Origin of the sequence: Candidatus Poriferisodalis sp. (assembly GCF_965215815.1) — a bacterium.
Classification (GTDB): Bacteria; Actinomycetota; Acidimicrobiia; order Acidimicrobiales; family Poriferisodalaceae; genus Poriferisodalis.
Window position 1 is genome coordinate 1,143,614 of record NZ_CBDCEO010000012.1, and the last position, 20,224, is coordinate 1,163,837.

At 65.8% G+C, this 20,224-nt stretch carries 15 protein-coding genes and 1 pseudogene; 13 read left to right on the forward strand and 3 right to left on the reverse strand.

What is annotated here, in order from left to right; genetic code table 11:
* Positions 1-3: 3 nt before the first annotated feature.
* The 6 genes from ACOOHB_RS07055 to ACOOHB_RS07080 all read left to right on the forward strand — a co-directional run bounded on the left by ACOOHB_RS07055 (position 4) and on the right by ACOOHB_RS07080 (position 6,041).
* A complete protein-coding gene (locus ACOOHB_RS07055; protein ID WP_420444088.1) occupies positions 4-720 on the forward strand; it encodes a hypothetical protein in 717 nt (238 codons plus the stop codon).
* 32 nt (positions 721-752) lie between these two features.
* Complete coding sequence (locus ACOOHB_RS07060; RefSeq protein ID WP_420444089.1) at positions 753-1,679, forward strand: nucleoside hydrolase; 927 nt, start codon at positions 753-755, stop codon at positions 1,677-1,679.
* 84 nt (positions 1,680-1,763) lie between these two features.
* A complete protein-coding gene (selD, locus tag ACOOHB_RS07065) occupies positions 1,764-2,864 on the forward strand; it encodes a selenide, water dikinase SelD (RefSeq protein WP_420444090.1) in 1,101 nt (366 codons plus the stop codon).
* A gap of 8 nt (positions 2,865-2,872) precedes the next feature.
* On the forward strand, positions 2,873-3,529 hold the full coding sequence (locus ACOOHB_RS07070) for a hypothetical protein (protein WP_420444091.1): 657 nt from the start codon (positions 2,873-2,875) through the stop codon (positions 3,527-3,529).
* A gap of 8 nt (positions 3,530-3,537) precedes the next feature.
* A complete protein-coding gene (locus ACOOHB_RS07075) occupies positions 3,538-4,515 on the forward strand; it encodes an isopenicillin N synthase family dioxygenase (RefSeq protein ID WP_420444092.1) in 978 nt (325 codons plus the stop codon).
* A gap of 89 nt (positions 4,516-4,604) precedes the next feature.
* Entirely contained in the window at positions 4,605-6,041 is a 1,437-nt protein-coding gene (locus tag ACOOHB_RS07080; protein WP_420444093.1) for a hypothetical protein, read from the forward strand.
* Positions 6,042-6,094: 53 nt separating this feature from the next.
* Here ACOOHB_RS07080 and ACOOHB_RS07085 read toward each other — a convergent pair whose 3' ends face one another.
* A complete protein-coding gene (locus ACOOHB_RS07085) occupies positions 6,095-7,507 on the reverse strand; it encodes a mycothione reductase (protein WP_420444094.1) in 1,413 nt (470 codons plus the stop codon).
* Entirely contained in the window at positions 7,507-8,799 is a 1,293-nt protein-coding gene (locus tag ACOOHB_RS07090) for a serine hydrolase domain-containing protein (protein WP_420444095.1), read from the reverse strand. The genes ACOOHB_RS07085 and ACOOHB_RS07090 overlap by 1 nt, the downstream gene beginning before the upstream one ends.
* A 295-nt stretch (positions 8,800-9,094) precedes the next feature.
* Between ACOOHB_RS07090 and ACOOHB_RS07095 the strand changes: the two genes are divergently transcribed.
* From ACOOHB_RS07095 to ACOOHB_RS07125, 7 genes and pseudogenes are all read left to right on the forward strand, one after another.
* Complete coding sequence (locus ACOOHB_RS07095; RefSeq protein WP_420444096.1) at positions 9,095-9,481, forward strand: hypothetical protein; 387 nt, start codon at positions 9,095-9,097, stop codon at positions 9,479-9,481.
* Between the two features lie 56 nt (positions 9,482-9,537).
* Positions 9,538-10,242 carry a histidine phosphatase family protein gene (locus ACOOHB_RS07100; RefSeq protein WP_420444097.1) on the forward strand — a complete coding sequence of 235 codons (705 nt, stop codon included), beginning with the start codon at positions 9,538-9,540 and terminating at the stop codon, positions 10,240-10,242.
* Between the two features lie 79 nt (positions 10,243-10,321).
* A complete protein-coding gene (locus ACOOHB_RS07105) occupies positions 10,322-11,368 on the forward strand; it encodes a peptidase M29 (protein ID WP_420444098.1) in 1,047 nt (348 codons plus the stop codon).
* A gap of 46 nt (positions 11,369-11,414) precedes the next feature.
* Positions 11,415-13,007, forward strand: a complete 1,593-nt coding sequence (locus tag ACOOHB_RS07110) for a class I adenylate-forming enzyme family protein (RefSeq protein ID WP_420444099.1) — start codon at positions 11,415-11,417, stop codon at positions 13,005-13,007.
* A 101-nt stretch (positions 13,008-13,108) separates the two neighbouring features.
* Positions 13,109-13,240, forward strand: a pseudogene (locus ACOOHB_RS07115) (oxidoreductase); the annotation flags it as partial.
* A gap of 150 nt (positions 13,241-13,390) precedes the next feature.
* Complete coding sequence (locus ACOOHB_RS07120) at positions 13,391-17,839, forward strand: cadherin domain-containing protein (RefSeq protein WP_420444100.1); 4,449 nt, start codon at positions 13,391-13,393, stop codon at positions 17,837-17,839.
* Between the two features lie 63 nt (positions 17,840-17,902).
* Positions 17,903-18,985 carry a pyridoxal-phosphate-dependent aminotransferase family protein gene (locus ACOOHB_RS07125; RefSeq protein WP_420444101.1) on the forward strand — a complete coding sequence of 361 codons (1,083 nt, stop codon included), beginning with the start codon at positions 17,903-17,905 and terminating at the stop codon, positions 18,983-18,985.
* A 30-nt stretch (positions 18,986-19,015) separates the two neighbouring features.
* On the opposite strand, the gene ACOOHB_RS07130 is transcribed toward ACOOHB_RS07125, so the two are convergent.
* Positions 19,016-20,218 carry an aromatic ring-hydroxylating oxygenase subunit alpha gene (locus tag ACOOHB_RS07130; RefSeq protein ID WP_420444102.1) on the reverse strand — a complete coding sequence of 401 codons (1,203 nt, stop codon included), beginning with the start codon at positions 20,216-20,218 and terminating at the stop codon, positions 19,016-19,018.
* Positions 20,219-20,224 lie beyond the last annotated feature (6 nt).

The window sequence follows — 20,224 nt, forward strand, 5'->3', positions numbered from 1 at the left end:
CCTATGGCACGAGTCGATCCTGCTGTGCTGGAGATGCCGGCCGATGCCGGCCCCGGCACGATGCCGTACTTCTCTCACATCGACATGTGGCTGCGTGCCGAGATCGACGGGCTGAGCAATGAACAGCTCGACCTCGACGACCAATCTCCCGATCGGGAATTGATGTGGTGGTCAATCCGGCGGCAGATCTCGCACATTGCCTGGGTGTCGCTGATCTTCTCGAAACGCCGCTGCGGCTCACTGCTGTGGCCAGATGGCGACATCCCCGAGCCGATCGTGTGGGCTGAGCATCACCAGGGCCGCAACAACAAGCACGGGCTGCGGCTCGACCCTGCGCTGTTCTGGGACGTGGGTGACCTGCTTGACAAGCTGGACCTCGGCCTGAGCTGGATGCGCTACGTCGTCGCCACCCATCCGATCGAGACATTCCGCGAGATGGTCGAGTCGCGTCACAGCACGCTCTTCTGGGACGATGCCATCACCGTGCTGCCGCGGGGCGCCTGGCACGACCCTGACGACGAACGCCTCATCGTGAACACCCTCGAGTGCGCGATCTGGATGCTTTTCTACGAGATGGCCTCCCACATTCGCAGCATCCAGCGACTCAAGGAGATCCAGGGCGTGCCGGCCACGATTGAGCTGGCGCGCTTCGGCTACCTGCGCCTCCCCCACTACTGGGGCGAGACCGAAGCGCCGGCCCCCAGCATCACCAAGCTCTAGCCCCGAGTTGTCGATATGGGTGCGTTATCGATATGACAGGGCCGAAGATCATTCTCGACTGCGATCCAGGCCATGACGACGCAGTGGCGATCCTGCTGGCGGCTCGCCACTGCGAGATCCTGGCCATAACGACCGTGTCGGGGAATGCGCCGCTGCACATGACCACAGCGAATGCACTGCTCATGTGCCAGCTCGCGGGCCTCGACGTACCGGTTCACTCCGGCGCGGACCGCCCCCTGCTGGTACCGGCCGCCCATGCGCCGCGCGCCCATGGACACACCGGGCTGGACGGCCCGCCCCGGCCGGAGGTGCATGGCACCGCAGCCAGCAACGATGCGGTGAACTGCATCATTGAGACAGTCCGGGCTCACGACGACGTCTGGCTCGTCCCGGTCGGACCGCTGACCAACGTGGCGCTCGCCATTCGGCAGGCTCCCGACATCGTCGAGCGGCTGGCAGGCATCTCGCTCATGGGCGGTGCGGTGGGACCAGGCAACGTCACGCCGACGGCCGAGTTCAACATCTGGGCCGACCCTCACGCCGCGCAGATCGTGCTCGCCTGCGGCGCACCGCTCGTTCGCATGGCGGGGCTCAACCTCACCCACCAGCTATGCGTGGGGCCCGATGTCATCGCTCAACTCCGCGACCACGGCAGCACGGCGACGACCTTCGTGGCCGGATTGTTCGATTTCTCCTTGGCTGGCTATCGCGAACGGGCCGGCCTGGAAGCTGCGCCCCTGCATGATCCCTGCGCAGTCCTGGCGGTCACCCATCCCGATCTGTTCGAATTCGGCGCCCGCCACGTCGATGTGGAGACATCGGGCGAGCTCACGCGCGGCATGACCGTTGCAGACGAGCGACCAGGAACCGAGGCCACGCCCAACTGCGAGGTTGCCTACCGCATCGATGCCGAAGCCGCCCTCGAACTCATCGTCGACGCTGTGCGCAGCTACGACTAACGGCCACCTCAGCGCCGCATCTACCGCTCTTGCTCGCTTCGCTCACCGGCCGCTCGGGCCGGGGGCCTCGGTACCGTTGCCGCTGTGTCGCAGAACAGCTCAGCATTCCGGCTGAGCCAGTACAGCCACGGTGCGGGCTGAGCGTGCAAACTCGGACCCTCCGAGCTGGCGCAGGTACTGCGCCATCTGAGCACCCCGACTCACCCCGACCTCGTGGTCGGCACCGACACCAGCGACGACGCCGCCGTGTGGCGGCTCGCTGACGGCCAGCTGCTGGTGACCTCGGCCGACTTCTTCGCACCGATCATCGATGACGCCCGCACCTGGGGCCGCATCGCTGCAGCCAACGCCGCCAGCGACATCTACGCCATGGGCGCCAAGCCGTTGTTCGCGCTCAACTTGGCCGCTTGGCCCCGCGACGTACTGCCGCTGGATCTGCTGGGCGAGGTGCTCGCCGGCGGTGCCGACGCTGCATCGGACGGCAACTGGATCGTGGCAGGCGGTCATACGATCGACGCACCCGAGCCGCTTTATGGCATGTCGGTGATCGGCATCTTCTCAGCTGGCTCCGGCATGGCAGACCTGCTCACCAATGCCGGCGGGCAGCCGGGCCAAGCGCTCGTGCTCACCAAGCCGCTCGGCACCGGCCTGCTGGCAACAGCGCTCAAGCGCTCAGAACCCGAGGAGGTCGCCCCGGGCGGCGATCTCCACGCTGCCTACACCGCCGGCGTCGCCGAGATGAGCCGTCTCAATGCAATCGCAGCGAGCATCGCTGCGGACTCGGGCGCCACAGCCGCCACCGACGTCACCGGATTCGGTCTGCTGGGGCACCTTGCCGAGCTGACGGCCGCCAGCGGGGTGAGTGCCGTCCTGGACGCTGGCGCAATGCCATTGCTGCCTGACGTGTTGCGGCTCGCAACTGACGGTTTCGTGCCGGGCGGCACACAACGGAATCTCGACCATCTCGAGGGACGGCTGCAAGGCGGAGACTCGCTCACGCGCACCGTGCTGGGCGATCCGCAGACGTCGGGCGGCCTGCTGTTCAGCTGCGGTTCCGCTCGGGCCGACGAAGCTGTCCGCGAGCTGCGCGGCAGCGGTCACCAAGCTGCAGTGATCGGCGAGCTCTCCGAGGAAGACCCCGGCACGATCACTACCACTGGAAACATCGGCCCGAGCGCCGACTGAGGCTGTCCATGGTCGCTTCGCACGATCCGGCCAGCGATCCCGCAGCGGCACCGCATGCTGCCGCATCCTCGGCGTCGGGGGCAGGCGACGCGTTGCGCCGCGGCGTGTTCCCTGGCTCGTTCAACCCACCGACCAGAGCCCACGTCGCCATCAGCGAGGCGGCTCGGGACCAGCATTGCCTCGATGAGCTCGTGTGGTCGGTGAGCCGTGTGGCGCTCGCCAAGGAGGACGTACAGCGCCCGAGCCTGGAAGATCGTGTCGACGTGCTCAACGAGGTTGCGTCGCGACTCGACTGGCTGGAGATCGTCGTCACCGACGTGCAGCTGCTGTCCGACATCGCGGCCGGCTTCGACGTGATCGTGATGGGGGCCGACAAGTGGCATCAGATTCACGACCCGGTCTTCTACGGCAATGATCCGGCCAGCCGCGACGCATCGATCGCATCACTGCCGGAGGTGGCGATCGCAGCCCGTCCGCCACAGGACTGTCCCGCCCACCTGTTGCTCGACCTGCCGGACTGGGTGGGCCAAGTGTCAAGCACGCTGGCCCGCACGACCGATCCGGGCATGATGGTCCCCGAGGCCGCTCGCTTCGACGCGGAGACTGGCGCCTGGACCGACCCGGCGCGCTACGAGCAATGGCGAGCAAACCAGCAGCGGCACTGAGGAGCGCAATGGACGAGATCCTCGATGTGGACTTGCTCGCATTCGAGCGAGGCTCAGCGACGCAGCGACGAGCTGTCACCGACGGCGTCATGGCGAGCCTGCGAACCGGCTTCGTCTACACGGCCCACGACCTGTCCGGCGGCTTGCTCGACGACGCTTACGGCGTACTCGGGAGATTCTTCACGCTCGAACCCGACGCCAAGGCGCGCTATGTCGACACTGAGTCATTTGGGGCGCGCGGCTACACCGGACCGCTCACCGAGACCGCCGCCGTCTCAGATCTGCCCGACTGGAAGGAGATGTTCAACTGGAGCGACCTGCCGCCCGCCGGCCATCCGCTCACGGTCAAGTACGCGCGCTGGTACCGACCATCGGTCTTCCCGGACGCCGACATTGCCGGCGCAGGCGAGACCCTCATCGAGTTCCACCGCCGGCTCGTGGACCTGCAACGGCGATTCCTGCGGGTCATCGCCGAGGGGATCGGCACCCACGAGACCTATTTCGACAATATGACCACCTACGGCACGCACCTCAGCCGAGCCATCCACTACCCGCCGATGTCGAGCGCCCCGGACGGCGGTGCTGAGGGTCACATCTGGGCCGACGAACACACCGACATCAACCTCATCACTGCACTGCCCCGCGCGAGCGACCGCGGCCTGCAGGTGCGCATCGACGGCCAGTGGGTGGACGCGGCTCCGCCAGCCGACCATGTCATCGTCAACTCGGGGATCATGCTGGAGCACGTCACCAACGGCCTGATCGGCGCCGGCTGGCACCGGGTGAAGGCCGACCCTGACCAGCGCGCCGGCCGGCTCAGCGTGGTGCAGTTCTGCCACCCCCGGCCCTCCACAGTGCTCACTCCAGCACCGTCGACGGTCACCGCCGAGCGGCCGTGCCGCTACGAGGCCGTCTCGGCCGAAGACCGGCTCGAAGAGGTGATCTGGGAGATCAACCTGATCCCCGACGCCCGCCGCGTCGACTAGCTGCGCCCACCGCCGTACATCCTAAATCTGACACTCATGGGTGAGGGATCGCGCGAAACTGCGTGCCTTGTGGCTGAAGGGACAGGCCGATGATTGAGGAGCAGTTTCGGGCGCGTCTGTTTGCCGTGTCGGGGTTGAGACAGGAGGCGGAGCAGGAGGTCCGGGCGACTTCGGCGCTGCTGTCGGTTCTGCAAGTCGTGCGCCCGCTCTCAAAACGTCTGCTCGGTCCGTTGGGGGCGAGCCTGTCGGATTCGGCTGAGGTGCTGGCGTGGACTGAGGTGCCGTTTGAGACTGCCGACGGGGAGGGGTTGCGGCCTGACGGGATTGTGACTGTGAGCAGTCGGGGGCGTTCGTTCACAGCGCTGATTGAGGTGAAGACCGGGGCGAGCAGGCTGGACGCTGACCAGCTCGCGAACTACCTCAGGCTCGCTCAGCGCGAGGGCTTTGATTGTGTGCTGACGATCTCGACGGAGGTGGCTGCATTTGACGGAGCGCATCCGACGAAAGGGGCTGTCGTTCCGAAGGGGGTTGCGCTGCATCATCTTTCGTGGGCGCGCATCTTGTCGGAGTCGATTCGGGAGCTCGGCAGCGAGGGGGTCACCGACGAAGAGCAGGCTTGGCTGCTTGGTGAACTGATTCGCTACTTGCAGCACGGAAGGTCTGGGGTTGCTCAGTCGCGTGACATGGGCAAGGGGTGGACGACGGTTTGGCAAGGTACTCGAGACGGTCTGCTGTCGCGGCCTACGGCGGAAGTGCACGACATCTGCAAACGCTGGGATCAACTGCTGCATTCGTGCGCTTTGGACCTTGCCGCTGCGCTTCGTTCCGATGTGTCCGAGCCCATTCCCCGCGCTCACCGCAGCGACCCTGCGTTGAGGGAAAAGGAAATGGCCGAGCAGTTGTGCGATGAGGGGAAGTTGACAGGTCAGCTCCGCATCCCTGGCGCCATCTCGGACCTGTCCGTGACTGCGGACCTGAGGTCAGGGCGGATCATGCTGCAAGCCGACTTCGGCGCACCGACCGACAAGGGTGCCAAAGGCCGGGTGAGCTGGCTCCTGCGAGAGCTGCGGGAGGCGCCCGGCGAGCTTGTCATCGAGGCGTTTGCGGAGCGATCCTCCAATCCGGAGCAGGCAACGCTCGATCAGCTGAGAAAGGACCCTGCGAGGGCCTTCACGAGCACTCAGCGCCCGCCCGCGAGGTTCCGGGTGACTCAGCTCTCCGAGATGGGACGCTCGCGCTCCGCTACAGCAAAGAACAGTTTTGCGGTTTCTGTGGCTCAGGCCGTGGACGGCTTCTACCGCACGACGGTCCAGCACATTCGGCACGTGCCCCCGCCAGCTCCCAAGACGCTCAAGGAGCCTGCCCCAGCGCCAGCAGAACCCGTCAGGAACGACAGCGACGAGCCAGGCACGCTGAGCGGCGATCCGGGACTCCCTGAGGGGCTTGGGGCACCGAGCCCGACAAACCGGGGGCGCCAGAGCGTCCCGCGGCCGTCGGAGGAAGGAGAGGGTCCCGATGCGAACTGACTGCAAGCGCGCCGTGCGCAAATCCCCGACTCCCAAGACCGCTAAGGCGCTCGCTACAGCTCGAGCAACGCGTTCTCGATGACCTCGGTCAGCGCAGGGTGAATGTAGAACTGGTCGTGCGCCATCTGGTCGACGGTCTGGCCGAATGTCATGCCCGAGATGAGCTGCTGGATCAGCGTGGAAGCCTGCGGACCGATGATGTGGGCACCCAGCAGCTCACGGGTCTGCGCATGTGCAATCAGCTTGGCGAAGCTGGTGTGGTCTTCCATGGCCCAGCCGTAGGCCGTGTGTCCGAACGGCTTGATCGCTACTGAGACCGGCAGACCGGCCGCCCGGGCATCTCGCTCAGTGAGGCCGACCGACGCGACCTGCGGGTGCGAGAACACTGCATGGGGAACGAGCCGATCCGACACCGAGCACATCGGCCCGTCTGCGGCGCCCTCGGCTACGAGCAGGTTGTGCCGAATTGCGCGCACCTGAGCGTTGGCGAGGTGCTTGAGCTGGATCTCGCTGGCAAGATCACCGAAGGACCACACCCCCGGCGCGCTCGCACGGAAATGCTCGTCGACAAGCACGCGACCGCCGTCTTGGGCCACGCCGGCCGCTTCGAGGTTCAGCAAGTCGCCGTTGGGAACCCGGCCCGTGGCCACGAGCAACACATCAGCGCTCACCTGCTGGTGCTCCCCGCCGATGCTCAGCTCCACCGAGACGCCGCCGCTCGGCTCTGGGCTCACCCCGGTGACGGTTGCGCCGAGCCGAAGATCGAAGTGTCGCTGCGCTGCACGGGTATATGCCTCGGAAACGTCGTCATCCTCGGCCCGCAACAGCCGCTCGCTGCGGTTGATCATTGTGACCTCGGTGCCCAGCGCTGAGAACACGTAGCCCAACTCGGCAGCGATGTAGCCCCCGCCCAACACGATCATCCGCTGCGGCAGCTCGTCGAGCCGCATGACGGTGTCGGACGTGTGGTACGGCGTGCGATCGAGGCCAGGGAACGGCGGCATGAACGGCCGTGCCCCCGCGCCCAGCACGACGTGGCGGCCGCGGATGCGCTCCGTGCCGCCGTCGTTCATCTGGACTTCCAGTTCACGATCGCCCACGAAGTGCGCCTGGCCCAGAAACACGTCGATATTCGGGCAGGCAGTCCCACAGCGGAACACCTTGCCGCCCTCGGCGATCGGGTCGATGCGACCGAAGACTCGATCCCGGATGGCGGGCCAATCCGCGCCGTCAAATGAGGCGGAGATGCCGTAGGTCGCGGCAGTGTGGATGGTGTCAGCCACATCTGCTGCGTACACGAACATCTTCGACGGGATGCACCCCACGTTCAGGCAGGTGCCGCCGAACATGTGACGCTCGACGAGTGCGATCGACCAGTCGTCGAACTCGGGACCCGGGATCGAATTTGCCGAACCGCTGCCGACGATGACGAGATCGAAGCTGTTTGGATCGGACGCAGCTGGCATCACACGAGCGCCTGGTAGACGAGCGCCTTCAGCTCAGGCCGGATGGGATGAGTGCTCGAGGGCAGCAGCTGCGTCAGGAACACCACGGTGATGTCCTCGACCGGGTCCACCCAGAAGGCCGTCGATGCGGCGCCTCCCCAAGCGAACTCACCCTTGCTGGACACGACCTTGGCCTTCGCAGGATCGAGCACGACCGAGAAGCCCAGCCCGAAACCCACGCCATCGAAAACCGCCTCGGAGAACAGCGCCCGGCCGCACTCGGTGAGGTCAGTGCCACCAGGCAGGTGATTGCTGGCCATGAAGTCGAGGGTGCGCCGACCGATGACGCGGGCCCCGTCCAGCTCGCCGCCATTGCGAAGCATCAGGGTGAACCGGTGGTAGTCGCCCATTGTCGACACCAGGCCGCCGCCGCCGGACAGGATCTTGGGCGGCGCCAAGTAGGCAGACGTGCGCGGATCGTCCAGAAGGGCGCGCCGCAGGCCCGGATCGTCGGGGCGGTACGCCGGAATTGATGGCCCCGTGTTGCCCGCAAAGTCGCGCGCTGCCAGGACGGCTGTCGTGTAGTTGGCTGCGAAGCGCTCAGCGTCGGCGGATGGCACTTCGAAGCCCGTGTCGGTCATGCCGAGGGGTCCGGTCACGTGCTCGACGAGGTAATCGTCAAGCGGTTGGCCGGAGACAATTTCGACAACCCGGCCCAGCACGTCGGTGGAGTAGCTGTAGTTCCATTCGGTGCCGGGATCGAACAGCAGCGGAAGCGATGCAAGGGCTTCGCAGGTTTCTTCGAGATTGCCGGGAGTCCCCCAGTTGAAGCCGTTCGCCCGGTAGAGCGCATCGACCTCGTTCGAGAAGTGAAAGTCGTACGTCAGGCCCGAGGTGTGGGTCAACAAGCTGTGGATCGTGACCTCGCTGGCCGGTTCGGTTGTCTGGTACTGCATCACGTTGCCGCCCGCGAATACGCGCGCATTCGCAAACGACGGAATCCACCGAGACACCGGATCCTTGAGCTGGAAGAGGCCCTGTTCGTACAGCTGCATGGCTGCGATCGACACGATCGGCTTGGTCATCGAGTAGATGCGATAGATCGTGTCGGACGTGACCGGCAGGGACCGCTCGCAGTCCCGATCGCCGTAGCGGTGGGTGTACGCGATCTTGCCGCCGCGCGTCACGAGTGCCGAGACGCCGGGCAGGCGGCCATCGTCGACGTAGCGATTCAGGTGCGGTGCGATGCGTTCCAGCCGGGCAGGGTCGAACCCCACCTCCGTTGGCTCGACTTCCGCCTCAATCGATCCCATCACTGCCTCCGACGGTTCTGCGCTGCGGTTTCGCAGGCTACGGCGCAGGTGCACAGAGGGCGCGTCGCCAAGGGGTGAGCGAGCACTCGCTCCGTCGCACAGGCAATTCGAGCGTCGGGGTGAGCGCGTTATATCGACATTGATCGAGACAACACAGCCATTGGAGAAATAGATCGAGGATAATGCACTTGACAGCAACCGAGTCGGCACGGCTAAAGTGCGCACGCTCGGCGGGCCAACAGCCATCCGGCCTGAGGTCCCGGCATCAATTGTGGGAACGGAAGGCGGAGTGGACGTGACGAGAACCTACGAATTCAGTGTGTTTGCGGAAGGTGCCGACCTCACCGTCGCTTCGACTGTCGAACAACTGGAACGAGCTGGCTATACCCATCCCGCAGCTGCGGCAAGCGCCGGCATTCAGGCGCTCGTGTTCTCCCGGACCGCAGAACGCCTCGCCGATGCTGTCGAAGCAGCAGCGTCCGACGCGGAGTGCATCGCTGGAGTGCGGATTGCCCGCAACGTCCGCAGCGGTGCCGTGGCGGTGTTCGACCCCGTCACGATGGAGCCCATGGACCTTGATGCCGATGCGACGCCGACCGACCCGACTGCTGCAATGCCGGCGCGGCCCCAGCGGAGAATCGGTCGCTTCCAGCACATCGGTTCGCCTCTCCCGTTGCGCTAGCCCGCAGCCAGCGCCGGAGGGGACTGGTCTCGCGAGGCCGGACCTAGAGTTCTCCGATGTGGATGTCGGCAGCAGGCGAAATGGCTGACGAGCAGTTGCTCTCGCGGCTGCTGATTGTGCGGCACGGAGAGTCAGTTGCGATGGCCGAGGGAATCGTCGGCGGACCCGAAGGGTGTCGCGGCCTCACCGACCGTGGTCGTGCCCAAGCCGCAGCCCTGCGTGACCGCTTTGCCGCGGGACGCGAACCTGCCGTCGACGTCGTCTATTCGTCGCCGTTGCCCCGAGCGCGAGAGACGACCGACATCGTGCTTCCGGTACTGGGCAGCGGTTCGACACGCGGCAACCTCGAAGTGCACACGTACGACGATCTGGAAGAAATGCGCCTCGGTCCCGCCGACGGCATGACGTGGGAGGCCGCACGCGAGCACTTCGGCTTCATCCGTCCGACACAGCAGCCCTACACCCCGGTGGTGCCCGGAGGCGAGAGTCGGGCCGGGTTCCGCCACCGAGTCGCGCAGGCGCTGAATGACATTGCGGCCGCACACCCGGGCGCCACGGTGTTCGTCGGCTGCCATGGAGGGATCGCCTCCGCCGCGATGGCGATGGCGTTCGGGATCTCACCCGCACATCCGGGCGTCGGCGTGGTCACGACAGTGACGTCGATTACCCAGCTCGAGCTGCTCGACGGCGACAACGGTCGGCGCTGGCAGGTGCGGCGCTTCAACGACGTTGCCCATCTCGCTGCTGTCGAAGCTGCCTGAGCAGCCCGCGCTCCGGGTCGCAGTACTCGCAGGCTCTGCGACCTTCTAGCTTGGCGTTGTCGGGAGACTGGAGGACCGGATGCTGGTCGAACGAATCGAAGCCAAGTGGATCGACGCCTTCGCGTCTGTCTTCGAGATGTGCGGCCTCGAGCCGCCCCAAACTGCCGCAATCCTGTCGGAGAGCCAGAGCAGGGCCGTCAACGTGAACCTGGCCGAACTGGCGCTGGATCGCCTCGGCGCACCGCCCATCCACGTCATCGTGCCCACGCCGCGCCAGTCGGCGCCGGTACCCGTGAGGTCAACGGGAGCGTCGGATGCGATCGCCGGCTCGACAGCGGTCCTTGCAGCCCTCGGCGCTGTGGACTTCGTCGTCGACTGCACGGTGGAGGGACTGCTGCACGCACCGGAGCTGCCGAAGATCCTGGGCGAGGGCACTCGGATCCTGATGGTCTCCAACGAGCACCCAGAGGCCTTGGAGCGACTCCTGCCGGCGCCTGACCTCGAGCCGAAAGTGAAGGTCGGCATCAAGAAGCTGATCGGGGCTTGCGAGATGGCTGTCACCTCGGCCGCAGGCACCGACCTGGTCGTCGACGTGAGCGAGGCCCCGTGCGGGGGCGGCTGGGGGTACACCTCGCGGCCGGGAACGATCAGCCATTGGCCCGGCGGTCTGTGCCTCGCATTCCCCAAGGCCGGAACCGTGAACGGCACCATCGTGATGGACCGCGGCGACATGAACCTCACGTTCAAGCGCTATATCGAGTCACCGATCACGCTGCACATCAGCGACGACTACGTCGTCGAGGTGGAAGGCACCGGCACTGACGCTGCGCTGTTCCGCAGTTACACCGACGCCTGGGGCGACCGCGAGGCATACGCGACCAGCCATGTGGGATGGGGCATGAACCCCGGCGCCCGCTGGGACACCATGTCGATGTACGACCCAAGCCAGACCAACGGCACCGAACAACGGGCCTTCGCCGGCAACTTCCTGTACTCCACAGGGGCGAACGAACACGCCGGCCGGCACACGCTCGGGCACTTCGACTTGCCGATGCGGAATCACAGCGTGTTCCTCGACGGTGAGGCGGTCGTGATCGAGGGCGCGCTGCAAGGTGATCTGGCCTGAGCACTCACGCCAGCGGCCTGCCAACCGATCCCTACCAGCCAGCACTGTGAGCGACCCCCGCCCGCTGGCTACCGGAGCCGACCTCGCAGCTCGCGTCGAGCGCTGGGCCGACCACTGCCCGGACGCGACCGCTCTCGCATTCGAAGGGGTCGAGCACACCTATGACTCCTTCGCCGACCAGATCGCCGCGACTGCCGGCTGGCTGGCAGCAGCGGGCATCGGCGAGGGCGACCGCGTAGCGTGGCTCGGTCCGAATCGGCCAGCCGCACTGAGGTTGATGCTCGGATGTTCCTGGCTGGGCGCCATCTACCTCCCCCTGAACTCGCGCCTGGCACCGCCCGAGCACCGGTGGATCCTCGACCACGCCGACCCGAGCCTGCTGGCTGTCGACACTGAATTCGAAGAGCACGCAGCACTGATCGGCGCGCTGTGCGACACCCGCGTCGTGCCTGATGAGCCTCACGGCTTCAGCGCCCCTGAAGGGGCACCTGCGCGCCGGGGCACGCCGGCACACCCGGTGCTGCTGGCATACACCTCGGGTACCACCGGACACCCCAAAGGCGCACTGCTGGACCAAGCGGCCATGGCAGCCAATGCCGTCAACTCCACGCACGCACACGACCTCAGCAGCACTGATCGGGTGCTGACGGCCATTCCGTTGTTCCACGTCGGCGGGCTGAACATCCAGACGCTCCCTGCAGTGCTGGGCGGAGCGGCGGTGCTGATCCATCGCGCCTTCGATCCCGGGCTGTTTCTTTCCGACGTCGAGAAGTGGCAGCCCACCTGGACGGTGCTGGTACCGGCAGCGCTCGCCGCCGTTGCCGCGCACCCGCGCTTCGCGAGTGCCGATCTCAGCTCGCTGCGCGGGATCATGACGGGATCGTCACCTGTTCCCAGTGCCGTCACCGGGCCGTACTTCGAGCGGGACCTGCCGGTCGGGCAGATCTACGGTTCCACTGAAACAGCCCCGATCGCCGTACACCTGCGCTGCGACGAAGCGGCCGACCATCCGGGTTCGTGCGGCAAGCCGTCGACGATGTGCGAGGTGCGCATCGTCACCGACGCTGGCACCGATGCGCTGCCTGGCGAGCATGGCGAGCTGTGGGTACGCGGGCAAAGCGTTCTGCGGGAGTACTGGCGGGAACCGCTGGCAACCGCTGAGGCACTCAACGACGGCTGGTTCCGTACCGGCGACGTCGGTCACGCAGACGCCGGCGGCTGGATCTTCATCGATGACCGGCGCAAGGACATGATCATCTCCGGTGGCGAGAACATCTACCCAGCAGAACTCGAAGAGGTGCTCGCCCGGAGCGACCTCGTCGCGGAAGCCACCGTCGTGGGAGTGCCTGATGAACGTTGGGGCGAGGTTCCCGTGATCGTGGCGGTGCGTGCAGCACCGACTGCAGACACGCTCGGCCACAAAGCCCACTCTGACGATGCCGAGTCCGACGATGTCACGGCGGCAGCCCTGCTGCGCCTGTTCGACGGACAGCTCGCGCGCTTCAAGCACCCCAAGGCCGTCATCTGGCTCGACGAGCTGCCACGCACCGCCTTGGGCAAGGTACGCAAGCACGAGGTGAAATCGATGCTGGCGGAGCGCCGCACGGCAACACCCGACCACCGGAGGACCGAACGATGAGCCAAGACGCCCTCGAACGCCGCAGACGGGGCGGAGATCGTGTTCATGTGCGTGGGGTGGGCTTTGTCGACGCACCGGCGTCGGGCGGCGAGGCGGGCGCGCGCAACGGCGCTCGGTTGCCGGTCACCGCGCTGGTTGACCAGTTTTACAAGCGCATCGGGGAACTCGGCGGCGGCCGCTGGGACACATCCAGCCTCATTGCCCTGCTGCGCCCCCCTCAAGACGGCAACTGAGCCGTCCAGCGGCCAGCGCCCACTCACGGGGGACGTCGCGTTCTCAACCCTGGATTGCCGCTGCATTTCATATCCGGCTCTCTACTCTGAGTCCTCTCGGCTGGTGATCACGCGGTCGAGGTCTCGACCATGCGACTGGTGGGAGCCGCCATGCAGACTTCGGGCCTGCGCGGCGCGGCCACGGCGCGTAGACGGCGCTCCGTACTCGCCACGGCGGCGTTCTCCCTGGCGTTTGCAGGTGTTGTGGCGCCGGTTCGCGAGCCCTCTGTGTCGGCCCAGACGTTGACGTGCAGCAGCGGCACCGCCGTGCCGAATCCCACCAACAACTCGAGCCTCGTCGCCGACTGCGAAACACTGCTCGACCTCAAGTCCACGCTGGCTGGATCGGGCCGGCTCAATTGGTCGGCGTCACGTGCGATGACGGGGTGGACGGGCATCACGATGTCGGGCGGTCGCGTGACCGAACTCCGGCTGAGCGGCCTCGGTTTGACCGGCACCATCCCCACCGAACTGGGCAGCTTGAGTGGCCTCACCACGATCTACATGGCCTCGAACAGCCTCAGCGGAAGCATCCCGGCATCGATTGGCAATCTCACCAATCTCCGCCACCTCAACCTCGCGCGCAACGAATTGCGCAGGCCGCTGCCGTCGCAGCTCGGCAATCTCTCCAACCTCGAGACGCTCGTCCTCACGAGCAATTTCTTCCTCGAAACCCTCCCGACCTCGTTCGGCAATCTCACCAACCTGCGCTCCTTGGACTTGTCCGGCACGAAGCTGCTCGGCCACATTCCTTCACAGCTGGGAAATCTCTCCAACCTCACCGAACTCCACCTCGCTGGCAATCAGCACTTTGGCACGATTCCCTCGCAGCTCGGCAATCTGTCCAACCTCAAGGAGCTTTACCTCACGGGCAATGGCCTGAGCGGCAGCATTCCCGCCTCGCTCGGCAATCTGACCAACCTCACATCGCTGCAGGTCAACCTCAACGAACTGACGGGCGACTTCCCCGTCGAGCTCGAGAACCTGGTGAAGCTGGAAGAACTCAGACTCGCCGACAACGTATTGACCGGCTGCGTGCCCGGATCGTTGTCGTATGTTTCGAGAAACGACATCGCGCAGCTCGGGCTCCCGTACTGCCGCGCCAAGCCGATCTTCCGGACCTCGGAATCCGGACTGCGCAGCATCTCAGAGGGAGCGACCGTGGGAACCGCCGTGGGCAGGCCCGTGGCTGCGGCGGATCGCGACGGCGACCGGCTGACGTACTCGCTCGGGGGGACCGACGCGGGCAATTTCCAGATCGATGCATCGTCGGGACAGCTGCGAGTTGCGGCAGCCCTCGATCGAGAAGCCCAGGAGACACACTCCCTCACGGTCTCGGTGCACGACGGCACTGATCGCGACGGGGAACCGGACACGTCGACCGACACGACGATTGACGTGACCGTGACGATCCTCGACGTGGACGAGGAGCCCACGGTGACCGGTCCGGCCACCGCAACAACAACCGAGAACGCCGACACCGTCTTGGGTTACTACTTCGCCGTCGATCCTGAAGGCAACGAGATCACCTGGACGGTGGCAGGGGTCGACAGACAGGCATACGAAATCGACAGCCGCGGCGCGCTGCGTTTCGCCGTTCCGCCCGACTATGAGTCTCCGACCGACCGAGGCCGGGACAACAGCTACGACCTGTTGGTCCAGGCATCCGACGGATCAAACACAGTCTCGCTAACGGTCGCGGTGTTCGTCACCGGCATCGAGGAAGCACCGGTGCTGTTTGGCCCCCGCGTAGTCAGCCTGTCGGAGAACAGCTCTGGCGAATTGGGCCGGTACCGGGCGATCGATCCTGAAGATGCCACGGTGACCCTGACACTGGTCGGCCGTGACTCCGGATCACTGGACTTGGGTGACGACGGCGTGCTGAGCATCGCCAGCGCCCCGGACTTCGAACAGCCCGGCGACGCCGATCGCGACGGCGTGTACGAGGTCAGCATCGAGGCGTCCGATGGCACGCTGACGACCTCGCGGGCGGTGCGCATCGGAGTGCGCGATGTGAACGAGGCACCGGCCGTGAGCGGCGACACCTCGATCGAGCGAGACGAGCTGTATACCGATGACACCTCGATCATCGGTCGGTTCTACGCCGACGATCCTGAGTCCGGGGATGTCCAGTGGAAAGTCGCGGGGAGCGACGGTGCTGATTTTACGATCGATCCGTTCGGCCAGCTGAGATTCGCTGAGACACCCAACTTCGAGTCGCCAGCCGATGCGAACCGGGACAACGTCTACTCGGTCGCCGTCGAAGCGTTCGACGGCGTCCACACGGGTTCGCTTGCTGCGACTATCAGCGTCTCGAATGTCGATGAGAGCCCGGAGCTGCGTCCCTTTGGGCTGTACCCCCAAGTAGGCAACTCGCTCTACCTGAGCCTCAACGATCCCGACGGCAGCGTGACAGGTACGCAGTGGAGCTGGCAACGCTCGTCGAACCGTGTCAGCTGGTCGACGATCAGCGACGCCACGTCGAGTTCGTACTACCTGACATCCGACGACCTGGGGCGGTACCTACGCGTCAATGTCAGCTACAGCGACGGTGAAGGCGAGAACAAGACGCAGCCGTTCACGTGGAACAGCGCTGTGCGCGCCGAACCCTCCAGCAACACTGATCCCTACTTCGACTCGACTGTGGCGGCGCAGCGATCGGTGCGAGAGACCGATCCAGCCGGCTACGCCGTCGGGCTCCCCTTTAGCGCCGACGACGACGAAGGCGATCCTCTCGTGTACTCATTGAGCGGCCTCAGCAACAGCTCTTTCAGGATTGACGCGGCAACAGGCCAGATCCGGACACATGCACCGCTCGACGGATATCCGGGCCATACGTACCGGCTGACGGTCAACGCTGCGGACCCGTCGGGTGCCACGGCTCAACGGCCCGTCAACATCACGGTGGAAGACCATCCACAAGCACCCGTGTTGACCGGCCCCCACGTCGTGCACATCAACGAAGACACTGCAGGGGTCGCGTGGTACAGCGCACGAGATCCTGACGGCAGCCAAATCAGCTGGAGCCTCGGCGGACCCGACCAGCATGATCTTCAGATCAGCGCGCACGGTGAACTCAGATTCCGACAATTCCCGGACGCCAACGCGCCGGCCGATGCAAATCTCGACAACACCTACGAGGTCGACGTCCAAGCCTTCGACGGCAGCTTCACAGTGTCCCAGGGTGTCCGGATCACCGTCGCCGATCTGGACGAGCCGGGCACCGTGACGCTGTCAAGCACACAGCCCACGCTGGGAAGCGTGCTGACAGCAAGCCTGAGTGACCCCGACGGCGACATCACCAATCTGAGCTGGGAGTGGCAACGCAGACGTTCAGGCGGCGAATGGACACCGATCCCCGACACAGACTCGAGCACCTACACCGTCACCAGGAGCGACTCCGGGTACACCCTGCGGGCCGAAGCCGTCTATGACGACGACCACGGACCTGTCAAGTCGGCTACCAGCTCCGGCGGTTCCTCAATGAGGTCGATCACGTCGAACGACAACGGCACCAATTCCCACACAACCGGCAACTCTCGCGTGAACGCCACCGGCGGCGGCGGCGGTGAAGGCGGCGGCGGTGTTGACGGTGTGGAGGGCACGACGTTGTTTGTCGCGAACGGCTGGAGTCCGGCGGACGTTGGCGTGTCCGCGGCATTCGCGGCGCGTACCAAAGGTGCCGCCGTCGCGTATACCCACGACGACGAGCTTCCGTCGGCCGTCGAGGCACTGCTCGATGTCCGGACCGTGCACCTCATTGTGTTTGTCGGCGGCGAAACCGCGATCTCCCCTGCGGTGCTCGCGTCCCTCGCCAAGGCCGAGCCGTTCGCCGACATCAAGCGAATCACCGGAAGCTCACGGGTCGACACAGCCGCACGTGCCGCGCGCCTCGCTCTCGACGGGGCACGCGAGCAGAACGCCGTGATCATCGTCGCGAATGGATGGAGCCCGCCCGACATCGGCGTCGCGGCGACACTGGCGGCCCGACTTCCGTACTCGGCGGTCGTCTATACCGAAGCCAGCGAGCTACCCGCAGAGTCTCGACAGCTCATCGCTGACAAGGCACCTCGAAGCGTTCTGGTCGTGGGCGGCACGGCGGCAGTTTCGCAGGCAGTTACCGATGAGATCCGGGAGGTGGCACCGAGCGCCAGTCTCAAGCGCATCAGTGGACCAGAGCGGACGCACACGGCACAACTCGCCGCGCAGTACCTCGACGAAACATCTGCGCCTGTGGCTGCCGGCGAGCGGGTCGTCATCGTGGCCAGCGGCTGGAGCCCGCCCGACATCGGCGTCGCAGCAGCGCTGTCGGCGCGGACGCCTGGCGCCCTCGTCGTCTACACGGCACCCGGCATGCTGCCGGCCGAAACAGAAGAACTTCTCAGACTCGTCCAGCCAGGGCTGGTTCGCATCATTGGCGGGACCGACGCGATTCCCATCACCGTTCAGAACGAGATCGCGGCTCTCTTGCCGTCGGGCGGCAGGACACAACGCACCAGCGGCCAAACCCGGATTCACACCGCCGTCAATGTTGCCCGCGGAATCCTGCTGAGGGACTAGGGGCCCGCAATCCGCCCCGGCGTCGTCAAGCGCTCCCCCGCTCGAGCGGTACCGTGCGGGCCCGTGACGCACAGCGACCGCATTCTGATGGGGCCGGGGCCGTCCAACCCCTATCCCGAAGTCATCGAAGCCTTCACGAGACCCGTGCTCGGCCACCTCGATCCCGAGTTCATTGCTCTGCTGGATGAGCTCAACGCGCGCCTGCGAACTGTCTGGCAGACCCAGAACCTGCTGACGTTCCCCGTGAGCGCCACCGGTTCGGCAGGCATGGAGGCCGCTTTCTGCAACTTCGTGGAGCCTGACGACACCGTCGTCATCGGCGTCAACGGCGTCTTCGGCTCCCGCATGTGTGACGTCGCTTCACGATGCGGCGCCAACGTTGTCGCCGTCGAGGAGCAGTGGGGCCGCGCCATCGACCCCCAGCGGCTCATCGACGCACACCCCTCGCCCAAGATCATCGCGGTTGTGCATGCGGAGACCTCCACGGGTGTGCGCAACGACATCGCCCCGCTCGGTGAGGCCAAGGGCGATGCGCTGTTGCTCGTCGACTGCGTCACGTCGTTAGGCGGGATCCCGGTTGACATCGACGGGTGGGGCGTCGACATCGCCTACAGCGGCACGCAAAAGTGCCTGGGGGTGCCGCCGGGCCTTGCTCCTCTCACTGTCAGTGACCGCGCCCTCGAATCACTCGTGGCCAAGCCCCAGAGCTGGTACCTCGACCTCAACATGATCCGTGCGTACGTCGTCGGCGAGGGCGCTCGCGCCTACCACCACACGGCCCCGATCTCGATGCTCTATGCGCTGCACGCCGGCCTCGGAACGGTGCTCGAAGAAGGGCTCCACAACGCCTGGGCACGCCATCAGGCCTGCGGCGATGAGCTGCACGCCCGCTTGCCGGAGCTGGGCTTCGAGCTGTGGGCCCAGGAGGGCCACCGGCTGCCCGAACTGACCACCGTCACGCTGCCAGCAGGTCTCGACGATGTCGCCGGGCGCCGGACCCTGCTCGAGCGCTACAGCATCGAGGTGGGCGGCGGGCTGGGTCCCGTGGCAGGAAAGGTGTGGCGCATCGGCTGCATGGGCCACACGGCCCGCATGCGCAACGTGCGCATGCTGCTCGGCGCGATCGAAGAGCTGGTGGCAGCCTGAGCTGCGGTCCGTGCCTCGTCTGAAGCCGAATCAGGGCGTCGGGTGCAACGGCAGCAGATCTTTGCCGAGCGCTGCCCGGTAGGTGTTGTGGAAGTGATGCAATGCCGGCTCGTTGCGTCCGAACACGACGTGCTCAAGCGCCCCGCTGTTGGCTGAGCGCTGCTGGCTGGCGCTCATCATGTAGTCCTCGTCGCGGATGATGTTCCCGAAACCACGAGTGACCTCCTCGGCGAAGTGAGCGGCGTCTGCATCTGATGCAGCGTCAGACGCTGTGTCGAGCGAAACGTGAGATCGCAAGTAGAACGAGATCCGGCTGATGTGCCGCCCCGGTTCCCGGGCGTCGGGATAGGCACGGACCACGTACACAACACTGCCCGACGGGATGAACTGGACATTCGGGAACAGCCAGTACACGGGCAGCGTGGCGGTGCACAGATCCCAGTCGTCGGGCGACAGCTTGCGCACGTCGTCGATCTCGCGCCGGCACAGCAGCATCCGGTGATTCCGGCCGAAGGTGTCGTAGCACTGCACGTTGCCGTAGAAGGCCCCATACAGCGTGTCGGCATGCAGCACCGGAAAGTGGTAGGTCTCGCCGAAGGTGTCCATGGCGAGCTTCCAGTTGCACGCCACGTCGTACCGGTCGCCGCCGAGCCACCTCAGCTCGCCGAGATCCCAATCGGCGAGGTCGGCTGCCAATTCGGCACCCAACAGAGCGTCGAGATCGATGACGCCGCCGGGCACCGGATGCACCCACAGCAGGCCGTGCTTCTCGACCGCAGGCAACGGGACCAAGCCGAGCTCTGAGCGGTCCAGCTCCCCGAATTGGTCGGATTTCGGCAATCCCACCAATGTCCCGTCGCCGTCGTAGGTCCAGTTGTGGAACGGGCAGGCAAAACGCCGCTTGGTGCCGCGCTCTGCTGTTTCGACGACGACGCCACGGTGCCGGCAGACATTCACGAACGCCTTGAATTCCCCCGATGCTGAGCGCGTCAGCAGGATCGGCGTGCTCAGTTCGTCGAAGGTCATGAACGACCCCGGCGCGGGGAGGTCACCGGACAGACCGACGATCTGGGGGTATCGATCGAAGAACTCCCGCTGCTCGAGCGCTGCGAGTTCTGGATCGGCATACGCCGACGTGGGGTTGTAACGCACACCGCCGGCATCGACGTTGGTGCCTGAGTCGAGGCGCGCGAGCAGCGTCTTGATCTGATCGATTTGTTCGGCGCGCTTCACGGCCAG

Excerpts from the sequence above, each read along its gene's own strand:
- ACOOHB_RS07055 (WP_420444088.1), top strand. The coding sequence starts at position 4 with ATGGCACGAGTCGATCCTGCTGTGCTGGAGATGCCGGCCGATGCCGGC.
- ACOOHB_RS07120 (WP_420444100.1), top strand. The coding sequence starts at position 13,391 with ATGCAGACTTCGGGCCTGCGCGGCGCGGCCACGGCGCGTAGACGGCGC.
- ACOOHB_RS07070 (WP_420444091.1), top strand. The coding sequence starts at position 2,873 with ATGGTCGCTTCGCACGATCCGGCCAGCGATCCCGCAGCGGCACCGCAT.
- ACOOHB_RS07075 (WP_420444092.1), top strand. The coding sequence starts at position 3,538 with ATGGACGAGATCCTCGATGTGGACTTGCTCGCATTCGAGCGAGGCTCA.
- ACOOHB_RS07105 (WP_420444098.1), top strand. The coding sequence starts at position 10,322 with ATGCTGGTCGAACGAATCGAAGCCAAGTGGATCGACGCCTTCGCGTCT.
- ACOOHB_RS07100 (WP_420444097.1), top strand. The coding sequence starts at position 9,538 with ATGTGGATGTCGGCAGCAGGCGAAATGGCTGACGAGCAGTTGCTCTCG.
- ACOOHB_RS07080 (WP_420444093.1), top strand. The coding sequence starts at position 4,605 with ATGATTGAGGAGCAGTTTCGGGCGCGTCTGTTTGCCGTGTCGGGGTTG.
- ACOOHB_RS07085 (WP_420444094.1), bottom strand. The coding sequence starts at position 7,507 with ATGCCAGCTGCGTCCGATCCAAACAGCTTCGATCTCGTCATCGTCGGC.
- ACOOHB_RS07090 (WP_420444095.1), bottom strand. The coding sequence starts at position 8,799 with ATGGGATCGATTGAGGCGGAAGTCGAGCCAACGGAGGTGGGGTTCGAC.
- ACOOHB_RS07060 (WP_420444089.1), top strand. The coding sequence starts at position 753 with ATGACAGGGCCGAAGATCATTCTCGACTGCGATCCAGGCCATGACGAC.